Source organism: Microvirga arsenatis (assembly GCF_009910705.1).
Taxonomy (GTDB): Bacteria; Pseudomonadota; Alphaproteobacteria; order Rhizobiales; family Beijerinckiaceae; genus Microvirga; species Microvirga arsenatis.
On record NZ_JAAAXJ010000009.1, the window covers coordinates 18,576 to 37,967 of the forward strand.

Here is a 19,392-nt window from a genome sequence, read left to right on the forward strand (position 1 = left end):
CTGTCAGCGATCAAAGGGAACGCGGGCGATTCCGCCCGGTTCGGTGGACGAGTGAAAGGTTTTCGCTCGTCATTCCCGCGGCCTCAGGGCCTGGGATGACGATGCGTCAGCCGTGGATGGGCGAGGTGTGCGTATGAAACGCCTTGAGGCGCCGGAACAGGGGGGTGTCGTAGTTGGAGGGAGTCTCGATCTCCCCGGTGATCCAGCCGAGCAGGTCCCGGTCGGTGACCTCGATGAGCCGCTCGAAATCGATGAGGTCCTCCTCCGAAAGCTCCCCGATCTCCGCATCGGCGAAGCGGCCCATGATCAGGTCCATCTCCCGCATGCCCCTATGCCAGGCGCGGTAGAGGATCTGCCTGCGGCGGGGGTCGAGGCCGGCGCTGCTGCGGGTCGTGCCGCTCATGACAATGCTCCGATCTGATAAGATTGCGTCGCCTCCGGGCGGCTTGGCCGCTATATAACCATCTCCCCTCGACATGCTACCCATTTGAATGTCTTTGCGTCCTTCCATTCTCGATCCGCTCTTCGCTCCTGCCAGCACCCTGCCGGGCGTCGGCCCGAAGATCGCGCCCCTGCTCGACCGGCTCCTCGGGGAGCCGGGCAAGCCTGCGCGCGTGGCGGATCTGCTGTTCCACGTGCCGACCAGCGGCGTCTCGCGGGAGATGAAGGGCTCCATCGCCGATGCGCCCGTGGGCGAGCCGGTCACCCTCTCCGTCACCGTCGTCGCCCACCGGCCGCCCCCGCCCGGCCGCCGCGCTCCCTATCGCATCCTCGTGGAGGACGAGACGGGCGACGTGAGCCTAGTGTTCTTCAACGGCCATAGGGCCCGCCTGGAAAAGCTCCTCCCCGTGGGCGAGCGCCGCTACGTCTCCGGCAAGATCGAACTGTGGGACGGACGGCGCCAGATGGTCCATCCGGACCGGATTCTCGACGAGCGCGGCATCGAGAACCTGCCGGCCGTCGAGGCGATCTACGGCCTCACCGAGGGGCTCTCCTCGCGCATGGTCGGCCGCTACATCGCCGCCGCCCTGGACAAGATCCCATCCCTGCCCGAATGGCAGGACCCGGCCTGGATGGACCGCAACGCCCTGCCGGATTTCCGGCAGGCCCTGTTCGCCCTCCACCGGCCCGACAGCGCGGCGCAGCTCTCGGAGGACGCGCTGACGAAATCCGCCCCGCGCCGGCGCCTCGCCTATGACGAGCTGCTGGCCTCGCAGCTCGCGCTCGCCCTCGTGCGAAGCCGCATGCGGCGCCTGCCCGGGCGGGTGAATGCGGGGGACGGACATCTGATCGAGCGCCTGAAGGCTGCCCTGCCCTTCGGGCTGACCGCCTCGCAGGAGAAAGCCATCCAGGACATCCGGCGGGACCTCGTCTCGGACAAGAAGATGCTGCGCCTCCTCCAGGGCGACGTGGGCTCCGGCAAGACGGTGGTTGGCCTCCTCACCATGGCGAGCGCCATCGAGGCGGGCCGCCAGGCCGCCATGATGGCGCCCACCGAAATCCTCGCCCGCCAGCACTACGAGCGTCTCGCACCCATGGCCGAGCAGGCGGGGCTCACCATCGCCCTCCTGACCGGACGCGAGAAAGGCGTCGCGCGCAGAACCATTCTTGCCGGCCTCGCAGACGGCAGCATCCAGATCGTGGTGGGGACGCATGCCCTGTTCCAGGAGGGCGTCGCGTTCCAGGACCTCGGCGTCGCCGTGGTGGACGAGCAGCACCGCTTCGGCGTGCACCAGCGCCTGGCGCTCGGCTCCAAGGGCGAGGCGGTGGACATCCTCGTGATGACGGCGACCCCGATCCCGCGCACCCTGGCGCTGACCTATTTCGGCGACATGGACGTCTCGGTGCTGAGCGAGAAGCCGGCCGGCCGCAAGCCCATCGCGACGAAGCTGATCTCCATCGACCGGCTCGACGAGGTGATCGGCGGCATCGGGCGCGCCATTGCCAACGGCGATCAGGTCTATTGGGTCTGCCCTCTCGTGGGCGAATCCGAATCCATCGATCTCGCCGCCGCCGAAGAGCGCTTCGAGATGCTCAAGGGCTTCTTCGGGGACCGGGTGGGCCTCGTTCACGGCAAGATGGCCGGCAAGGACAAGGATGCCGCCATGGAGCGGTTCTCGACCGGCGAGACCAAGGTCCTCGTCTCAACAACGGTGATCGAGGTCGGCGTCGACGTGCCGAACGCCACCATCATGGTGATCGAGCATGCCGAGCGCTTCGGGCTCGCCCAGCTCCACCAGCTCCGGGGGCGCATCGGACGCGGCTCGAAGCCCTCCACCTGCCTTCTGGTCTACAAGGGGCCGCTGGGCCAGGTCGCCCAGGCCCGGATCGAGATGATGCGCCAGACGGAGGACGGCTTCCGGATCGCCGAGGAGGATCTGCGCCTGCGCGGCGAAGGCGAGGTGCTGGGCACCCGCCAGTCGGGCACCCCCGGCTTCAAGCTCGCCCGGCTGGAGGTGGACGGCGATCTGCTCGGCGCCGCGCGGGACGATGCCCGCCTCATCGTCGACCGGGACCCGGATCTCGTCAGCGAGCGCGGGCAGGCTCTGCGGGTGCTGCTCTATCTGTTCGAGCGCGATTCCGCGATCCGGCTGCTGCGGGCAGGCTGAATAGCTCTTTAGCGACTCTCAGGCAAAAGTCCTTAAGGGGTGGAGGTCAGAGCTAAAGCTGCTTGGTCATAAAAATTCTGCTGGTTCCCGGCGGCTCGCACGCAATTTCGCCAAACCGTCGCCAGCCATGCCGCTCATAAAAGCCAGGTGCTTGAAAGCTTATGGTGTAGAGAACCCCCGCCACACAGCCCCGGCGCGTGCCTTCTTCCTCGAACGCTTGCAGTACCGACGTGCCGATGCCCGAACCTCGAAGAGCTTTCGGCAGGTAAAAGAGCTCCAGGAACAGCAGACCGAGAGAAGAGCGCCCCGTCGCGCCCCCTAACACTTGACCCGTTGCCGGATCTTTGACGAGGACGGCAAGAGGTTGCCTGTCAGCGTATCCTGTGATGTGGTCATTGTAGGCGTTAAGACCACCGCCAATGGTCTCATCGATCAGTTCGTCAATGACATCCGTCACCGCGATTTCGTAACTGGACATGCGACTTCCCCTGTTGAGGACAGTCTATAAGTGAAACGCTAGAACAAAGCAAGAACTGACTTTCTCAATAGGCTGTTGTGAACCTAGCAGAAGGAGGATCCCGGCCAGACTTACGGTCAAGCGCGGTGCCTCCAGGCAAGACCCATGGCGGTTCAGGGATGAAGGCTTTCAGGACCAGGTAGCCCCCGGGGCGAAGAAGCCGTGGCTGACAGGGTGTGATCTCTCCAGACAGGAGCGGATATCAAGCACCGTTCACTCCACCGTCACGGACTTGGCAAGGTTGCGGGGCTGGTCCACGTCCTTCCCCATGAAGACGGCCGTGTGATAGGCCAGCAACTGGATCGGGACCGCATTGATGATCGGCGCCACGATGGGGTGCACCGACGGCATCACGATGGTGGCCATGGTGTCGAGGCCGGCTTCCAGGGCGCCCCGCTCGTCCGTGATCAGGATGATGCGCCCGCCGCGGGCGGCGACTTCCTGCATGTTCGAGACGGTCTTCTCGAAGATGTTGTCATGGGGAGCGATGACGATGACGGGCATCGTCTCGTCGATGAGCGCGATGGGGCCGTGCTTCAGCTCGCCCGCCGCATAGCCCTCCGCATGAATGTAGGAGATCTCCTTGAGCTTCAGGGCTCCCTCCATGGCGAGCGGATAGGAGGTGCCGCGGCCGAGATAGAGCACGTCCTTCGCCTTGGAGAGCTCGCGTGAGAGAACCTCGATCTGGTGCTCGCGCTTCATCGCCTCGCTCATCTGGCCCGGCACGGCGATCAACGCGTTCACCAGCTCCTTCTCCTCCTCGGTGCTCAGCGTCCCCCGCGCCCGGCCGGCCGCGATGGCGAGCGAGAGGAGCACCGTGAGCTGGCAGGTGAAGGCCTTGGTCGAAGCCACGCCGACCTCGACGCCGGCCAGCGTCTGCGCGACCACGCTGCTCTCGCGCGCCATGGTAGAGGTCGGCACATTCACCACGGAGAGCGTATGCTGCTTCTCCGCCGTCGCGTAACGCAGAGAGGCCAGCGTGTCCGCCGTCTCGCCCGACTGGGACACGAACAGCGCGAGCCCGCCGGGCTCCAGGGGAGCCTCCCGGTAACGGAACTCGGAAGCGACATCGATCTCGACCGGGATGCGCGCCAGGCGCTCGAACCAGTATTTCGAGATGAGGCCCGCCAGATAGGCCGTGCCGCAGGCCGAGATCGAGATGCGCTTCAGATCGCGAAAGTCGAACGGCAAATCGAATGGGAGATCAACGCGTTCGCCAGCGAAGTTCACGTAATGGGCAAGGGTTCGCCCGACGACTTCTGCCTGCTCGTGGATCTCCTTGGCCATGAAGTGGCGGTAATTGCCCTTGTCGGCCATGAAGGATCCGGCCGGAATCTTGTGGCGGGGCCGCTTCACGGGGAGACCGGATTCATCCCTGATGTCCGCACCTCTGCGGCTCAGGATCGCCCAATCCCCATCCTCAAGGTAGGCGACATCGTCGGTGAACGGAGCCAAAGCCAGCGCATCGGAGCCCAGGTACATCTCGCCGTCGCCGTAGCCGATCGCGAGAGGAGCGCCATGGCGCGCGCCGATCAGGATATCCTCCTCGCCCGAGAACAGGAAGCCCAGAGCGAATGCCCCCCGCAGGCGCGGCAAGGTCACGGCCACAGCCTCGACGGGTCCCCGCCCCTGATGCATCTCATAGGTGACGAGCTGGGCCACCACTTCGGTATCCGTCTCGGTCTCGAACCGGACCCCCTTGGCCTCGAGGCCGGTCTTCAGCTCGCGGAAATTCTCGATGATGCCGTTGTGAACCACCGCCAGCTTATCCGTGGCGTGGGGGTGGGCATTGGTCTCGTTGGGTTTGCCGTGGGTCGCCCAGCGCGTATGGCCGATCCCGATGACGCCGGACAGGGGCGCCTCGGACAGCCTCGTCTCCAGGTTGCGCAGCTTCCCCTCGGCGCGCCGTCGGGCGAGCCGGCCCTCTTCGAGGGTTGCCACGCCGGCAGAATCGTAACCCCGGTATTCAAGCCGCTTGAGCGCCTCCACGATCTGGGGCGCAACCGGCGTTTTCCCAATGATCCCGACAATCCCGCACATACCGACGAATTTCCTTCTCAAATGAGTTCAACGCCACGCTCGAGGCTCTCTTACAAAGGAAGGCCTCAAGGGCGGAATCAACTTGCGTAACCTAATGTGACAGCCGTGCTTACTTCCGCTTGGCGGCCTGGGCCTTCTCCCGAAACGCGACGGCCCAGCCCTCCTTGACGATCTGGCGGCCGCGGCCCAGGCCCAGGGCATCCTCCGGAATGCTCTCGGTGATCACCGAGCCCGAGCCGACGAAGGCACCCTTGCCGATGGTAACGGGAGCCACCAGCGATGAATTCGACCCGATGAAGGCCCCCTCGCCGATCTCCGTCCGGTACTTGCCGAAGCCGTCGTAGTTGCAGGTGATGGTGCCCGCGCCGATATTGGCCTCGGCTCCCACGCTGGCGTCGCCGAGATAGGTCAGGTGGCTGACCTTCGCCCCGGCTCCGAGATCGGTGTTCTTGATCTCGACGAAGTTGCCGACCTTGGCCTTCGGACCGATGGAAGCGCCGGGACGCAGGCGGGCGAAGGGGCCGACGCCCGCTCCCGAGGCGACCCGCGCGCCCTCCAGATGGCTGAAGCTGTGGATGACGGCACCGTCCTCCACCACGACGCCGGGGCCGAAGACCACGTGCGGCTCCACCACCACGTCCTGCCCCAGGCGGGTATCGTAGCTGAGGAACACCGTCTCGGGAGCGACGAGGGTGACGCCCGACGCCATGGCCACGTGGCGCAGTCGGTCCTGAATCATACGTTCCGCGGCCGCGAGTTGGGCCCGGTCGTTGACCCCGTGCACCTCTTCCTCCGGAACGACGGCAATGGCGGTCCGGTGGCCCAGGCTGCGGGCGATCTCGACGATGTCCGTCAGGTAGTACTCGCCCTTGGCGTTGTCGTTCCGCACTCGGTCGAGCAGGGCCAGGGCGAGGTCGCCGCGGATCGCCATGAGCCCGCCGTTGCACAGGGTGATCGCGCGCTCGGCCTCGCTGGCATCCCGGTGCTCCCGGATGGCCAGAAGCTCGTCGCCGGAGGTGATGAAGCGGCCATAGCCCGTCGGGTCCTTCGCATGGAAGCCCATGGCGACGACGGCTGCGCCTTCCCCCAGCGGCGCCCGTAGCCGCGCGAAGGTCTCCGGCAGGATCAGGGGCGTGTCGCCGAAGGCGACGATCACGTCGTCGGGGGCCTGCCCGAGCGCCTCCCGGGCGCTGAGGACCGCATGGGCGGTTCCGAGCCGGTCGCGCTGCACGAAGACCTGGGCATCGGGGGCGGCCCGGCTCACCTCCTTCGCCACATCCTCCCGGTCGGGCCCGATGACCACCGCCATGCGCGTGGCGCCGGCCTGCGCGAGAACCGCCAGAACGTGCCCGAGCATAGAACGGTTGGCGACCTGATGCAGGACCTTCGGCTTCCCGGACTTCATCCGGGTGCCCTCGCCCGCCGCCAGCACGATGGCCAGGCAGCTCCGGGACGGCTGTGGGGAGTGGTGAATCGAGGTCATACAGTTTCAATCCGATATGGCGTTTCGCAGCAGCTAAATCAGAAGGGGCAATTGGGCAATCGTTTCATGGGTAATCGGAGGGTTTCGCCTCCGGCGTCGTTTACTTCGCGCACACGATTGACGATATGTGTAGGAGAATCCAATTGTCTGGCTGAAGAGCCACATTCACACAAGAGTATCGCTGTGCCGGTTACGCCCAGGGGCCCGTCCCCCCTCCACCCCCGCCGGCGCGACATGCTGGCCTATATCGGCGTTTCCGTCGCAGGCCTCGCATACGCGCCTGCCGTTCGGGCCCAAACCCCTCAAGCCACCATTTCCGCCCGCATGGGGGACAATCAACGGTTCGACCCGGCCGTTGTGATCGACATCGCGCGTCAGCTCGCCAAGAAACCCTTTGCGCCGCTGCCGACCGACCTGCCCGACGTCTTCGCGAACCTGAACCAGGAGCAGTATGCGGCGATCCGCTACACCCAGCCGCCGGTCTGGAGCTCCGAGGCGCGGGGCATCGCGGTCGAGCCGCTCCATCGCGGTTTCGTTTTCCGGGATGCGGTCGATCTCTATCTTGTGGAGGATGGCGCCGTCCGGCGGATCGGGTACAGCCCCTCCCAGTTCGAGTTCGGCCGGATCAACCCGCCGAACAACCTCGCGGATATCGGCTTTTCCGGCTTCAGGCTGCTGGCGCAGAACGGGAATGGGCGACCGTTCGACTTCGCGGTGGTCCAGGGCGGCACCTTCTTCAGGGCCATCGCCCGTGGCCAGAACTACGGCGCCATCGCCCGCGCGCTCACCCTGCGCCCGGCCGAGGCGCGGGGCGAGGAGTTTCCCGTCTTCAGGGCTTTCTGGCTCGAGCGTCCCGCGGTGGGCAGCAACGGCATCACGGTCCATGGGGTGATGGATTCGGAGTCCACCGCCGGCGCGGTTCGGATGACGTTCCGCCCCGGCGACATGACCATCGTGGATGTGGAGACAACCCTCTTCCCTCGCGTCAATCTGGAACATGTGGGCCTGGGAGGCATCGCCTCGACCTATCTTTACGGAGCGAACGACCTGCTCAATACCAACGACATCCGGCCGGCGGTGCACGAATCGTCAGGGCTGCAGATGCTGAACGGGTCGGGGGAATGGCTCTGGCGGCCCCTGCACAACCCGGAGACGCTCCAGATCTCCGCCTTTGTGGACAACTCCCCCAAGGGCTTCGGCCTGCTGCAGCGCGACCGCGCCTACGAGTCGTTCCAGGATGACGAGCAGCGTTTCGAGCGCCGCCCGAGCGTCTGGGTCGAGCCCCTGGGCGACTGGGGCCAAGGCAGCGTCCAGCTGCTCGAGATTCCCACCGATGCCGAGATCAACGACAACATCCTGGCCTATTGGCGTCCCAAGGCGGCCATGGCCGCGGGGTCCGAGGTTCCCTTGGCTTACCGTCAATACTGGGGCTGGACCTCTCCGGAGCGCCCGCCGCTCGCGACGGTGACGCAGACGCGGTCGGGTCGGGGCGGCGGCGGCCGCAGGCGGCGCTTCGCGGTCGATTTTTCCGGCGACAACCTGGGTGAAAATCTGCCGACGGACCTTAAATCCGTCTTAACGGTCGGTCCTGGAACGTTCCAGAACCTCAAACTTTTGCCATATCCGGAGCGAAAGACGGTACGCGTTGCGTTCGAGCTTGACCCGGGCAATGAAAACGCGTGTGAGATGCGCCTGATCCTCGAAGCAGGCGGGAAACCGATTAGCGAGACATGGCTTTATCGTTGGACACCGTAGGTCCCGACTCGAACCCGAACGTAGCCGCCCTCGAGCGGCATGCAGCCGCTATGCCCCCCGAAAAGCACCTCGACATGCCGACCCAGTCGCTGCGGCGGTGGTCGGCATCCGAGGAACGCAAGCCCCTGATCCAGCATCCTCGGCTGGGGACCTGGCTGGCCCGCCTCTTCGTCTTCGGCGGCGGATTGCTGCTCACCGCCTATGGCACCTACGAGATGTACCAGGTGGTGTCGGTCAGCCGCACCACGGCTCTCCAGTGGGTGCTCGTCGCTCTCTTCACGATCAACTTCTCGTGGATCGCGGTGGCATTCACGAGCGCGCTCCTCGGCTTCTTCGCCCTGCTCCGCCGCCCGGGGCACCGCGGCCCCCTGCCCGCATCCCTGCAGCACAAGACCGCCATCGTCATGCCGGTCTACAACGAGCGGACAGATCGCACCTTCGCGGCGCTCGAGGCGATCTACGAATCCGTTCAGGCGACGGGCCTCGGCGAGTACTTCGATTATTTCATTCTCTCCGACACGACCAATCCGGATGCCTGGATTGCGGAGGAACGGGCTTTCTTGGCGCTGAGGGAACGCCTCGGCCCCGGCGCGCGGGTCTATTACCGTCACCGGCAGAAGAATCATCACCGCAAGGCCGGCAACATCGCCGATTTCGTCTCCCGCTGGGGCGGGCACTACGAGCACATGCTCGTGCTCGACGCCGACAGCCTGATGACCGGCGAATGCATCGTGCGCCTCGCCGCCGCCATGGAGGCGGACCCGGATGCGGGCATCATCCAGTCGCTGCCGCTCATCATCAACCGCAACACCTTGTTTGCCCGCCTCCAGCAATATGCCGCCCGCGTCACCGGGCCTGTGATCGCCATGGGCCTTGCGGTCTGGATGGGGCGGGACGGCAATTACTGGGGCCACAACGCGATCATCCGCACCAAGGCCTTCGCCGCCCATGGCGGCCTGCCCGACCTGAAGGGCAAGCCCCCCTTCGGCGGCCACATCCTCAGCCACGACTTCGTCGAGGCGGCGCTTCTGCGCCGCGCCGGCTGGTCGGTCTACATGCTCGCGGACCTTCCGGGATCCTACGAGGAGAGCCCGCCCTCCCTCATCGACCTGTCGGCCCGCGACCGGCGCTGGTGCCAGGGCAACCTCCAGCACATGCGGGTGATCGGGGCGAAGGGCCTGAAGCTGCCGACGCGCCAGCATTTCGCGACGGGCATCATGTCCTATCTCGCGTCGCCCTTCTGGCTGTTCCAGCTCATCGTCGGTATCGCCCTCGTCCTGCAGACCACCTACATCCGGCCGGAATATTTCGCCCGCGACTTCCGCCTCTACCCGATCTGGCCCCGGTTCGACCCCGAGCGAGCCCTGGCGCTCTTCGCGCTGACCATGGGCATTCTGCTCGCGCCGAAGCTGTTTGGGCTGATCCTGATGCTGATCCGCAGCGAGGACCGCCGCGCCTCGGGCGGGGGCTTCCGCCTGATCGTCTCCTCCACCATCGAGGTCGTTCTCTCCGCGCTCCTTGCGCCGATCCTGATGCTGATCCAGTCGGGATCCGTGTTCCAGATCCTGCTCGGACGCGATACGGGCTGGCAGCCGCAGCGCCGCGACGACGGCTCCATTCCCTTCAGGGACATCGTCCGTCGTCACCGCGCCCATACGGTTCTCGGCCTGCTGGCCGGCGTTTCCGCCTTCATGATCGCCACGTCCCTGTTCCTGTGGATGTCGCCGACAATCATCGGCCTGCTGCTGGCGATCCCCCTCTCTTGGCTCAGCGGCCAGCTGGGGGCCGGCCTGGCCCTCAAGCGGCTCGGGCTCCTCATGACACCCGAGGAGCATCGCCCGCCGCCGATCGCCCTGCGCGCGAACGAGCTGCAGGCCCGGAACGCCGCATTCGGCTTCGACGACGCCGACAGTCTGAGAGCGATCTACGAGGACGCCACCCTGCGGGAGCGGCACATGGAGATGCTGCCCCCCGCGGCGCCGCGCAAGCGGGGCGTGATCGAAACGGAACGCGCCCTTGCGGAGGCCAAGCTCGTCGATGCCGAGACCATTGAGGACGCGGTGAGCTGGCTCCACAATAAGGAGCGAATGGTCGTGCTCCACGACCGCGCGCTGATCGGGATGCTCATGCACCTGAAGCCGAAGCCCGCCGAGGCGCAGGCTGCGGAGTAGCGCCTCGGCGCAGCCGGGGCTTCAAGCCCCGGCTTTCACGCCCATGAGCGCAGAGGTGCGCTCGGCATCCCCCGCGACCTCGCTGAGGATCCAGTCCCGAAAGGCCTCGATCTTCGCGGAACGCCGGCGGGCCTTCGGATAGACCAGCCAGTAGCCCCGCTCCGAGGTGGCGAGAAGGTCGAACGGCTGGACGAGCCGTCCGGCGGCGAGATCCGCCGGGAAGAAGTAGGGATTGATCAGCGCAAAGCCCTGCCCCGCCATCGCCGCCATGCCCTCGAACTGCTGGATACCGAGGGAATTGTCGGGGCGGTGCGAGAGATCGACGTTCTCGATTCCGGCTGCCGCGAACCAATCCTGCCACCACGGGTCGCCGGGAGAGATGATCGGGAACTTGAGGATGTCCGCCGGTTCCCGCAGCTCGACGCCCCGGATCAGGTCAGGGCTGCACACGGGCGTGAAGAGGTTCGGGAACAGCAGATGGGCCTCAAGCCCCGGCCATTGGCCGTTGCCGCTCCTGATCGCCAGGTCGAATTCGCTCTGGGCGAATTCCGCCACCTGCCCCGAGACATTGATCTGGACGGCGATGTTCGGGTGAAGCTGCTGGAATCGGCCCAGTCGGGGCACAAGCCAGTTCGCTGCGAAGGTCGTCAGCGTGGTGATCGACAGGACGGATTGCACCGCCTCCTCCACGCCCGCGAAGGCCGCACGCAGCGCGTCGAAGGCCTCCGTGACGGCGGGGGCGAGCTGGCGGCCCTTTGCTGTCAGGGTGACCTGGCGCGGCATGCGCACGAACAGGGGCGCTCCGACCCGATCCTCAAGGATCTTGATCTGGTAGCTCACGGCGGCCTGGGTCATCCCCAGCTCCTCCGCCGCACGGGTGAAGCTCTGGTGGCGAGCAGCCGCCTCGAACACCCTGACGGCGCTCATCGGAGGAAGTCTGGAAGGCAGTTTGGGCATAGGCGATCCATAAGGCTGCCTTATGCCAGCCCTTTGGCTTTCGCTTTGTCAAGCTCCCGTAACAGGCGCACCTTACACGGGCTCGACGAGGGCGATGGAGGCCCTCCGGAACCAATCGGTGAACGCCATGAGATACCAGGAAAGCCGCCGCTCGCGCGGCATCGAGAACGCTTGGCTGCGCCTGAGGCTGTGGCTCCAGCCTGCCGCGCTGCGGGCGGGCCTTCGCTTGGCCGACCTCTCCCACCTGTCCGATCATGAGCGGCGCGACATCGGCCTGCCCGAGCCGGCCCGCTACATGGACTGGCGGTCCCTGCGGGAGGGCCGGCTTTTCTGAGCCTCAGGAAATCAGGCGACTCGGCTTCAGCTCGCCGCTCTGTTCGAGAAGCGAGTGACCGGTGGAGGCGATGTGAGCCTCGATTCGCTTGAGGTCTCGTACGATGTCGAGTTGGAGCGCGCTCGTGTCGCCGGTGCTGCGGCCGGACCGCAGCTGTTCCAGATGCTTCTGGGCCACGGCCCGCTCGAGGTCACGGAACCGCTCCTTCTCGGCGACGAGCCTGCGGGCGGAGCCGAGGTCCTGGAACATAAGGACGGAGGCGGCGAGCTGGAGATGCTCCAGCAGCTTGGCATGCATGCTGGTGATGTCGTCCAGGCTGTCCTTGGGCAGGCGGAGATGATTCTTGATGCGCTTGGCCGCAAGCTCCATCAGGTTCTTGTCGATGATGTCGCCCACATGCTCCAGGTTGATGGCGAAGGCGAGAATGTCAGACAGGCGCTTCGCCTCCGCCTCGCTCAAGGCCTCATGGTTGATGGAACTCAGATAGCGCCGGATGGCGCTGAACAGCCTGTCCAGCACGTCATCGGTGCGGCTGACCTGATCGACCCGGCTGATATCGTCCTCCCGGAAGAGATCCTGAGAGCTGCGCAGCATGGCTTCGACCGTATCCACCATGCGCAGCACCTCGCGGGCCGCATTCGACAGGGCGACCGAGGGGGTATCGAGCGCATCCTTGTCGAGATATTGCGGCATTCCGGGATCGGAAGCCTGGAGCTTCTCCGGAAAGATCCTCACGAGAAGCCGCGCGATCCACGGCAGCGGCAGGATGAAGACGGCGGCGACCACCACGTTGAAGATCGTGTGGAAATTCGCCGCGAGCCGGGCGGGGTTCGGGTCGAAGGCCGACATGCCGGAAAGAATCGGATCGATCAGCGGCAGCGCGACGGCGCAACCGATCACCCGCGTGGCCAGGTTGCCGACCGGCACGCGGATCTTCGCCGGATCGCCGCCCATCGCCTCCAGGAACGGGTTGAGCGCGCTCCCGAGATTGGCGCCGAGCACCATCACCAAGGCCGCGGGCGCGCCGATGACGCCGGCGGAGGCCAGGGACATGATCAGCAGCATCGCCGCGACGCTGGAATGGGCGAGCCAGGCGAAGAACGCGGAGAGAAACACCAGGATCAGCGGGTCGGAGGCGATCGAGGCCAGGAGGTCCTTGAGAACGCTCGACCGTTCGACCAGGTGGATCGTCTCGCTCAGGAGATGGAGCGAGAGCAGCATCAGGCCGAGGCCGATCGCCACGCGTCCCACATCCTTGGTCCGGCTCGTCTTGCCGCGCCGGAAGGCCATGAACCCGCCGAAGATCAGCACCGGGAAGATCAGGGTGACGTCGAAGGAGAGAACCTGCACGATCAGCGTCGTGCCCACATTGGCACCGAGCATGACGGCGAGCGCGGGAACGATGTCGACCGCTCCTCCGGCCGTGAAGGAGGACACCATCAGAGCCGTGGCCGTGCTGCTCTGCAGGACCGTGGTGACGCCGATTCCCGCGAGGAACGCCTGGAAGCGCGTGCGCAGCGCCATTCCCAGGATCCATCGCAGGTCGCTGCCGAACGCGCGCTGAACCCCGCTGTTGACCATGGTGATGCCCCAGAGAAGCAGGGCGATCTCACCGAACAGATGGATCAGGACGGATGTGGCGGACATTCAGCTCTCACATTTCACGTAACGCAGCACAATCGTCTTGCTTAGCCGTCAATGGGGGCTGCGGCAATAAGGTTGCCGGCTAATGATGGCTATCGTCCGGGAGAAACTTTGAAAATGTGTGTCCATCCTAGGCCGGACGGAGCTTTTGCGCCGCGCCTAGCACATGGTTCGAGGCACCTGCGGCGCTTGAGGCCGGCCGAGGACCAGGAGGGCCGAGAGCCCGGCCCCCGAGGGATGCCGAAGGCCCCCGAAAAGGCAAACTGCCTTGATGGGGAGCAATTTGGCTACTCCTTACGCATGCCTCCATCCCCTTAAGGAACTCTGCTCTTTTTGCTGTTTAGCCGGTACGCATGGAGTCAGCGCAAGGCTAAGTTCCAGGTGGTTGCAACCTTGACAGACAGTATCTCATTAGTTGGTGTGCGAGGGCGAGAGATGGGTTTGGACGATCCATTTCCAATCGAGAAATGTTCGGGACGGGTTCGAGGCGCCATTTTGGCCGAGTTTCAGGGCCGGTGCCCCACCATTCGCGAAGTGGCCAGCATTTCCGATGCGCAATGGCTGACCGTTCCCAATATCGGTCCAACCACCCTGGAAGAGTTGCGCAGCATGATCAGTCCTCTTTCAGACGGGGAAAGCCGCCCTTCCACCACCGGGATTCCGGATGGAGAGCTGCTCTCCCGCCTCAACCGCCTGCAACGTGAGCTGAACATCCTGGTCGGTGAGATCAGGGCGCGCTTGAGTGCAGGATCCCACAAGAAGAACGGCCGCGGCGGCCCGCACCACCACACCTGACATGAGTCCTGTTCCGGCTCATTTCCTCCATAAGGCCGCCAACAAGATCGTTTGCCGCAGGATCTGCTCGAAGCCTTGTTGGTCGTGTAATATAGTTTCTTCAAGTTAAGCAACTTCCAATATAAAGTCGACCTGCGGCAAATACATTAGCGGTGTTCTATTGACTTTAGGGAGCTTAGGGCGTTGGTAGTTTGAATACTGGGCAGCCCGTCACATGACGCCCGATGACGCTGGCCGACCCGGACTGGGGGCAGTTTATGGCTAGCGTCGTGCGGACGATCGATTTCATCATCGATCAGAACGAGCGCATCGGGAACACCGGCGCGGTGTATGAGATCGGGACGCCCGCGGTGAAGTTCGTCATCGATCAGCTCGATGACGGAACCCTGAGGATCACCGCCTCCGTCTTCGACAACCGCAACGACGGCAAGACCGACACCGCGGACATCCGCGGCATCTTCTTCCACATGGCCGGCATCGACGACAATGCGACGGACGATGCCTGGGTCCAGAAGCTGACCGTCACAGGCGTGGGCGCCAGCGCCACCCTCGTCAACGGCGTCTCTCTTGACGGCGACGACGTCAAGGACGTCCCCGAGGGCAGCAACAGCGACAACATGAACGGCCGCCCCCTCACGCCCTATGACGTGGGGATCGGCGTCGGCACGTCGGGCATGTCGAACGACGACGTGAAATCGGTCACCTTCATCCTGGACCATGCCACGGACAACCTGACCCTCGAGCACCTAGCCCAGCAGGGCTTCGGCGCTCGCCTCACCAGCGTGGGCGTCCAGGGCGGAAGCCGGGGCGACAGCCTGAAGCTCTGGGGCATGGCTCCGAGCGCACCTTCCATCCTGCCACCCGCTCCGGCCTCCCTGAGCGACCGGGTGTGGGAAGATACCGACGGCGACGGCATCCAAGATCCAGGCGAAGCCGGCCTTGCCGGGGTGACCGTCACCCTGCTCGACGCCAGCGGCGCGACCATCGCCACACGGGTAACCGACAGCAACGGCCTCTACAGCTTCACCGGTCTCGTCCCGGGCCAGTACAGCGTCGCCTTCGCAGGGCCTTCGGGCTACGCGCTGACCGGGCGCGACAAGGGAAGCGATGACGCCGCCGACAGCGACGCCGATGCAGCCACCGGCCGGACGGGCCTTTACACCCTGACGGCAGGCATGAACGAGGCTTCGGTCGATGCGGGCTTCTACAAGCCGGCTGAGATCGGCGATCTCGTCTGGGAAGACACCAACAAGAACGGCATCCAGGATGCCGGCGAGGCAGGTCTCGGCGGGGTCACTGTCAGGCTCCTGAGCGAGAGCGGAACGGTGGTGGCTACCACCACGACGGCATCCAGCGGCGCCTACGGCTTCAGCGGCGTTGCGCCCGGCAAGTACGCCGTCGAGTTCGTAGCGCCCTCAGGCTACGTGTTCACGCTGGTGGATCGGGGCAGCAGCGACGGCGCGGACAGCGATGCCGGCGCCTCCGGCCGCACGGGCAGCTTCACCGTCACGTCAGGCACCGCCAATCTCACCCTCGATGCCGGAGTGCATAAGGCCGAGGTCACGGATCCTGAAACGCCGAGCCCGCAGCAGCCTCCCGTCGTCGGCAACGACGATCTGATCGAGGCGGGGGATGACAACGACTTCATCCACGGCGGCAGCGGCAACGACGAGATGCAGGGCGAGGGTGGCGACGACACCATCTATGGCGGCACGGACCGCGGCGAGCTCGCCTGGGCTCCGGGCAACGGTAAGCTCAACAAGGTGCTGATCGGCGACAACCTCTATGGCAACGACGGGCGGGACACCTACCGCTATGCCAAGGGCGACGGCGTCGACATGATCTGGGATTACCGTCCCGGCGACGATGTGATCGAGCTGTCCGGCTACTCGCTTTCCGACATCAGGGCCACCTGGGTCGGCAAAGTCGCCAACTGGATCGGCACGCCCAAGCACAACAAGCTCGCTCTCGTGTTCAGCGATGGCGGCGGCATCGTCTTCAACGACTATTCGGGCCTCGACACGAGCACCGCCGCGGCCCTGAGGCTCGGCGACGGCACGGTGGTGAGCTTCGCGCAGCTGATCGCGATGGCCGGGCCGAAGCCTGCCAACGAACAGTCCAACGACGACCGGGACGTGGCGGCGCGCAGCTATGCGTGGCGTGACCTCGGAAAGGGCCTGAGCCTCTACGGCGGCAACGAAAAGGACAAGCTGATCGGCGCCACGAACGACGACAACCTCTACGGCAACGAGGGCGTCAACGGACTCAGCGGCAAGGACGGCAACGACCAGCTCTACGGCGGCAACACCCGCGACGCCATGCTCGGCGGTACGGGCGACGACATCGGCTACGGCAACGGCGGCGACGACCTCATCGTCGGCGGAGCAGGTTCGGACCGACTCTACGGCACGGGCGGCGTCGACTACATCTTCGGCGACGAAATGCCGGAGGGCATCACGCTGCCCTCGACCTTCGCAGCCGATCTCCGGTGGCTGCAGGACGAGCAGACCGTGGTCACGTCCGGCACAACCACGCTCTCGGACGACGCCACCAACGTTGCGGCCACCGGCAACGCCCCGATCAGCCTCACCGGCAACGGCCGCGACAACGTGATGTCCGGCAACTCGGCCAAGAACACCATCAAGGCCGGCCTGGGCAACGACCAGGTGTCCGGCGGCTACGGCAACGACCTGCTCTACGGCGAGTCCGGTCGCGACGCCTTTGTGTTCGACACGGCGCTGGGAAGCTCGACAACCGACCGTCAGGTGAACTTCGACAGGATCGCCGATTTCGACGTCCGGAACGACCGCATCTATCTCGACAATGCCGTGTTCAAGAAACTCGGCAGCGGCGGCAGCATGGATAAGCCGCTTCAGCTGAAGAGCGGGTTCTTCACCGTCGGCACCCAGGCCAAGGACAAGAACGACTACATCGTCTACAACAAGAAGACGGGCGTGCTCTCCTACGATGCCGACGGCACCGGCTCGAAGTACAAACTCGTCGAGTTCGCTCAGGTCAAGGCGGGCCTGGACCTGAAATACACTCACTTCTTCGTCATCTAGACGGTGGGCTCCGCTCCCCGATGCGAAAGGCGCGCCGTCGAGGCGCGCCTTTTCGTTGATGGCCCCTACCGGGCGGCCTAGCGGACCTCTAAGGGAAGGACAGCCCACGTTCCGGCATGCTGCGGGTCGAACTCGATGAAGGATTGCAGATTCGCGGCCATGGCCCGGATGATCTTCGTGCCGAGGCGGCTGCCCTGCACCTCCCCCGTCCCGTTCCAGCCCACTCCGTCGTCCTCGACGACGAGGATCGCCCGCCCCTCGGCAGCGGAATGGCGTATTCGATACGTTCGATGCTGGACGGAACACCAGCCCCTTTGAGATCGCCCTGACCGAGCTTGCCCGTATCCAGGCGCTGATCCGACGAGTGCCATAGGCCCGGCCCATGCTTGCGTCAGTGTGACCGATCGGAAAGGTCCAGGAACGCAACCAAACCTTGACCGGAGGCGTTCCGATGCAGGGCTAAACCCGTGAGCTTTCAGAGGGACGACAGGTCGATGCTGGCTGACAATGCGAATCCGCAGCCTGCCCGCACCCTGCAGGCCTTCGCGGATCTCCAGGCCCGCCTGGCGGGAATGTTCCGGAGCTTTTCCGAACCGGACGCACCCCGGACGGTCCTGATCGTCCCCAGCCTCAGCATGGACCGGGAGGTCCTGGCCGGCATTTCGGGCGTTCACCACTATGAGGAGCGCATGCTGTGCTACCTCATGCTCCTGCGGATGCCGCGCACCCAGGTGATCTACGTCACGAGCTATCCGATCCCGGAACCCATCATCGACTATTATCTGCACCTGCTCCCCGGCATTCCGGCCCAGCATGCCCGCAAGCGCCTGACCATCCTCTCGTGCCATGACGGCTCGCAGCAGTCCCTGACCCGGAAGGTTCTCGAGCGGCCGCGGCTGCAGCAGCGGATTCGGGAGGCCATCGACGATCCGTCCTGCGCCTACATGATCTGCTTCAACGTCACGGAGCTGGAGCGAGACCTCGCCCTGCGCCTCGATCTGCCCATCTACGGCTGCGACCCCGATCTGCTGTCCCTCGGCTCCAAGAGCGGCTCACGCAGAATCTTTCGGGAAGCCGGCATCGCGATGCCGGAGGGTTTCGAGGACCTTTCGACAACCGATGAAATCGTCGAGGCGCTTGTGGAGCTGAGGGCACGCCGGCCCGGAATCCGCCGCGCCGTCGTGAAGCTCAACGAAGGTTTCTCCGGCGAGGGCAACGCCGTGTTTTCCTACGATGGCGCGCCCGAAGGCGGCGGCCTGGCGAGGTGGGTCCGGGAGCGCCTGCCGCGGCTCGCCTTCGAAGCCAAGGACATGACGTGGGAGCTTTTCGAGGAGAAGCTCTCGGAGATGGGCGGCATCGTCGAGGAATTCATCGAGGGCGAGGTCAAGCGCTCTCCCTCGGCGCAGTTCCGGATCGACCCGCTCGGGCAGCTGGAGCCCGTCTCCACACATGACCAGGTTCTGGGAGGCGAAAGCGGACAGGTCTTCCTCGGCTGCACCTTTCCGGCCGACGAGCATTACCGCCTGGACATCCAGGAGGACGGCCTCAAGGCCGCGCGGGCCTTGGCCTCCAAGGGCGTCTGCGGCCGCTTCGCCATCGACTTCCTGTCGGTGAGGGAGGCGGCCGGCACCTGGAGCCACTATGCCATCGAGATCAATCTCAGGCGTGGGGGAACGACGCACCCCTTCATGATGCTCGAGTTCCTGACGGATGGCTGCTACGAACCGGCGACGGGACGGTTTCTCACTCCGGCCGGGCATCCCCGCTGCTACTATGCGTCGGACAACGTGGAGTCCCCGCGCTATCGCGGCCTCACCCCGGCAGACCTGGTCGACATCGCGGCCCTCAACAGGCTCCACTTCGACGGAGCCTGCCAGAAGGGCGTGGTGTTCCACCTCATCGGCGCCCTGTCCGAGTTCGGCAAGCTCGGCGTCCTGTGCATCGCCCCCTCCCATGAGGAGGCGGAAGCGCTCTACCGTCGGACGACGGAGGTGCTCGACCGCGAAAGCGGCGCGGCGTAACCGC

Annotated in this window: 14 protein-coding genes; 7 read left to right on the forward strand and 7 right to left on the reverse strand. The window is 65.3% G+C overall.

Annotation, left to right across the window (positions count from 1 at the left end; translation table 11 throughout):
- Nucleotides 1-106: 106 nt before the first annotated feature.
- Nucleotides 107-403 carry an FAD assembly factor SdhE gene (locus GR303_RS16285; protein WP_161723838.1) on the reverse strand — a complete coding sequence of 99 codons (297 nt, stop codon included), beginning with the start codon at nt 401-403 and terminating at the stop codon, nt 107-109.
- Between the two features lie 88 nt (nt 404-491).
- On the opposite strand from GR303_RS16285, the gene recG reads away from it, so the two are divergent.
- Nucleotides 492-2,609 (forward strand): ATP-dependent DNA helicase RecG, encoded by a 2,118-nt coding sequence (gene recG, locus GR303_RS16290; RefSeq protein WP_161723837.1) that lies wholly within the window; start codon nt 492-494, stop codon nt 2,607-2,609.
- Nucleotides 2,610-2,661: 52 nt separating this feature from the next.
- Here recG and GR303_RS16295 read toward each other — a convergent pair whose 3' ends face one another.
- From GR303_RS16295 to glmU, 3 genes are all read right to left on the reverse strand, one after another.
- Nucleotides 2,662-3,087: a GNAT family N-acetyltransferase gene (locus GR303_RS16295; protein ID WP_161723835.1), complete on the reverse strand. Its 426-nt coding sequence runs from the start codon at nt 3,085-3,087 to the stop codon at nt 2,662-2,664.
- A gap of 252 nt (nt 3,088-3,339) precedes the next feature.
- A complete protein-coding gene (gene glmS, locus GR303_RS16300) occupies nt 3,340-5,166 on the reverse strand; it encodes a glutamine--fructose-6-phosphate transaminase (isomerizing) (RefSeq protein WP_161723833.1) in 1,827 nt (608 codons plus the stop codon).
- Between the two features lie 109 nt (nt 5,167-5,275).
- Nucleotides 5,276-6,649 (reverse strand): bifunctional UDP-N-acetylglucosamine diphosphorylase/glucosamine-1-phosphate N-acetyltransferase GlmU, encoded by a 1,374-nt coding sequence (gene glmU / locus GR303_RS16305; protein ID WP_161723830.1) that lies wholly within the window; start codon nt 6,647-6,649, stop codon nt 5,276-5,278.
- A gap of 234 nt (nt 6,650-6,883) precedes the next feature.
- On the opposite strand from glmU, the gene GR303_RS16310 reads away from it, so the two are divergent.
- Both GR303_RS16310 and mdoH read left to right on the forward strand, forming a co-directional pair.
- Complete coding sequence (locus GR303_RS16310) at nt 6,884-8,404, forward strand: OpgD/OpgG family glucan biosynthesis protein (protein WP_246205651.1); 1,521 nt, start codon at nt 6,884-6,886, stop codon at nt 8,402-8,404.
- Nucleotides 8,380-10,575, forward strand: a complete 2,196-nt coding sequence (gene mdoH / locus GR303_RS16315; protein ID WP_161723828.1) for a glucans biosynthesis glucosyltransferase MdoH — start codon at nt 8,380-8,382, stop codon at nt 10,573-10,575. Before GR303_RS16310 ends, mdoH begins: the two co-directional genes overlap by 25 nt.
- Nucleotides 10,576-10,596: 21 nt before the next feature.
- Here mdoH and gcvA read toward each other — a convergent pair whose 3' ends face one another.
- The gene (gene gcvA, locus GR303_RS16320) at nt 10,597-11,532 is read right to left on the reverse strand and encodes a transcriptional regulator GcvA (RefSeq protein ID WP_161723826.1); all 936 of its coding nucleotides are present in this window, start codon (nt 11,530-11,532) and stop codon (nt 10,597-10,599) included.
- 118 nt (nt 11,533-11,650) lie between these two features.
- Here gcvA and GR303_RS16325 point away from each other — a divergent pair, with 118 nt between their 5' ends.
- Nucleotides 11,651-11,866, forward strand: coding sequence for a hypothetical protein (locus tag GR303_RS16325; protein ID WP_161723824.1), 216 nt, complete (start codon nt 11,651-11,653; stop codon nt 11,864-11,866).
- 3 nt (nt 11,867-11,869) lie between these two features.
- Here the strand turns inward: GR303_RS16325 and GR303_RS16330 are convergent, their stop codons facing one another.
- Complete coding sequence (locus GR303_RS16330; RefSeq protein ID WP_161723822.1) at nt 11,870-13,513, reverse strand: Na/Pi cotransporter family protein; 1,644 nt, start codon at nt 13,511-13,513, stop codon at nt 11,870-11,872.
- Nucleotides 13,514-14,005: 492 nt separating this feature from the next.
- On the opposite strand from GR303_RS16330, the gene GR303_RS16335 reads away from it, so the two are divergent.
- Together GR303_RS16335 and GR303_RS16340 are read left to right on the forward strand one after the other, a co-directional pair.
- Nucleotides 14,006-14,305 (forward strand): hypothetical protein, encoded by a 300-nt coding sequence (locus tag GR303_RS16335; RefSeq protein ID WP_210254032.1) that lies wholly within the window; start codon nt 14,006-14,008, stop codon nt 14,303-14,305.
- A gap of 224 nt (nt 14,306-14,529) precedes the next feature.
- The gene (locus GR303_RS16340; RefSeq protein WP_161723819.1) at nt 14,530-17,367 is read left to right on the forward strand and encodes an SdrD B-like domain-containing protein; all 2,838 of its coding nucleotides are present in this window, start codon (nt 14,530-14,532) and stop codon (nt 17,365-17,367) included.
- A gap of 77 nt (nt 17,368-17,444) precedes the next feature.
- Here GR303_RS16340 and GR303_RS16345 read toward each other — a convergent pair whose 3' ends face one another.
- On the reverse strand, nt 17,445-17,591 hold the full coding sequence (locus tag GR303_RS16345; RefSeq protein ID WP_161723817.1) for a hypothetical protein: 147 nt from the start codon (nt 17,589-17,591) through the stop codon (nt 17,445-17,447).
- A gap of 243 nt (nt 17,592-17,834) precedes the next feature.
- On the opposite strand from GR303_RS16345, the gene GR303_RS16350 reads away from it, so the two are divergent.
- Entirely contained in the window at nt 17,835-19,388 is a 1,554-nt protein-coding gene (locus tag GR303_RS16350; RefSeq protein WP_343232015.1) for a peptide ligase PGM1-related protein, read from the forward strand.
- The last annotated feature ends 4 nt before the right edge of the window (nt 19,389-19,392 follow it).

Excerpts from the sequence above, each read along its gene's own strand:
- GR303_RS16285 (WP_161723838.1), bottom strand. The coding sequence starts at position 403 with ATGAGCGGCACGACCCGCAGCAGCGCCGGCCTCGACCCCCGCCGCAGG.
- GR303_RS16330 (WP_161723822.1), bottom strand. The coding sequence starts at position 13,513 with ATGTCCGCCACATCCGTCCTGATCCATCTGTTCGGTGAGATCGCCCTG.
- mdoH (WP_161723828.1), top strand. The coding sequence starts at position 8,380 with ATGGCTTTATCGTTGGACACCGTAGGTCCCGACTCGAACCCGAACGTA.
- GR303_RS16340 (WP_161723819.1), top strand. The coding sequence starts at position 14,530 with ATGACGCTGGCCGACCCGGACTGGGGGCAGTTTATGGCTAGCGTCGTG.
- GR303_RS16310 (WP_246205651.1), top strand. The coding sequence starts at position 6,884 with ATGCTGGCCTATATCGGCGTTTCCGTCGCAGGCCTCGCATACGCGCCT.
- GR303_RS16295 (WP_161723835.1), bottom strand. The coding sequence starts at position 3,087 with ATGTCCAGTTACGAAATCGCGGTGACGGATGTCATTGACGAACTGATC.
- recG (WP_161723837.1), top strand. The coding sequence starts at position 492 with ATGTCTTTGCGTCCTTCCATTCTCGATCCGCTCTTCGCTCCTGCCAGC.
- glmU (WP_161723830.1), bottom strand. The coding sequence starts at position 6,649 with ATGACCTCGATTCACCACTCCCCACAGCCGTCCCGGAGCTGCCTGGCC.
- gcvA (WP_161723826.1), bottom strand. The coding sequence starts at position 11,532 with ATGCCCAAACTGCCTTCCAGACTTCCTCCGATGAGCGCCGTCAGGGTG.
- glmS (WP_161723833.1), bottom strand. The coding sequence starts at position 5,166 with ATGTGCGGGATTGTCGGGATCATTGGGAAAACGCCGGTTGCGCCCCAG.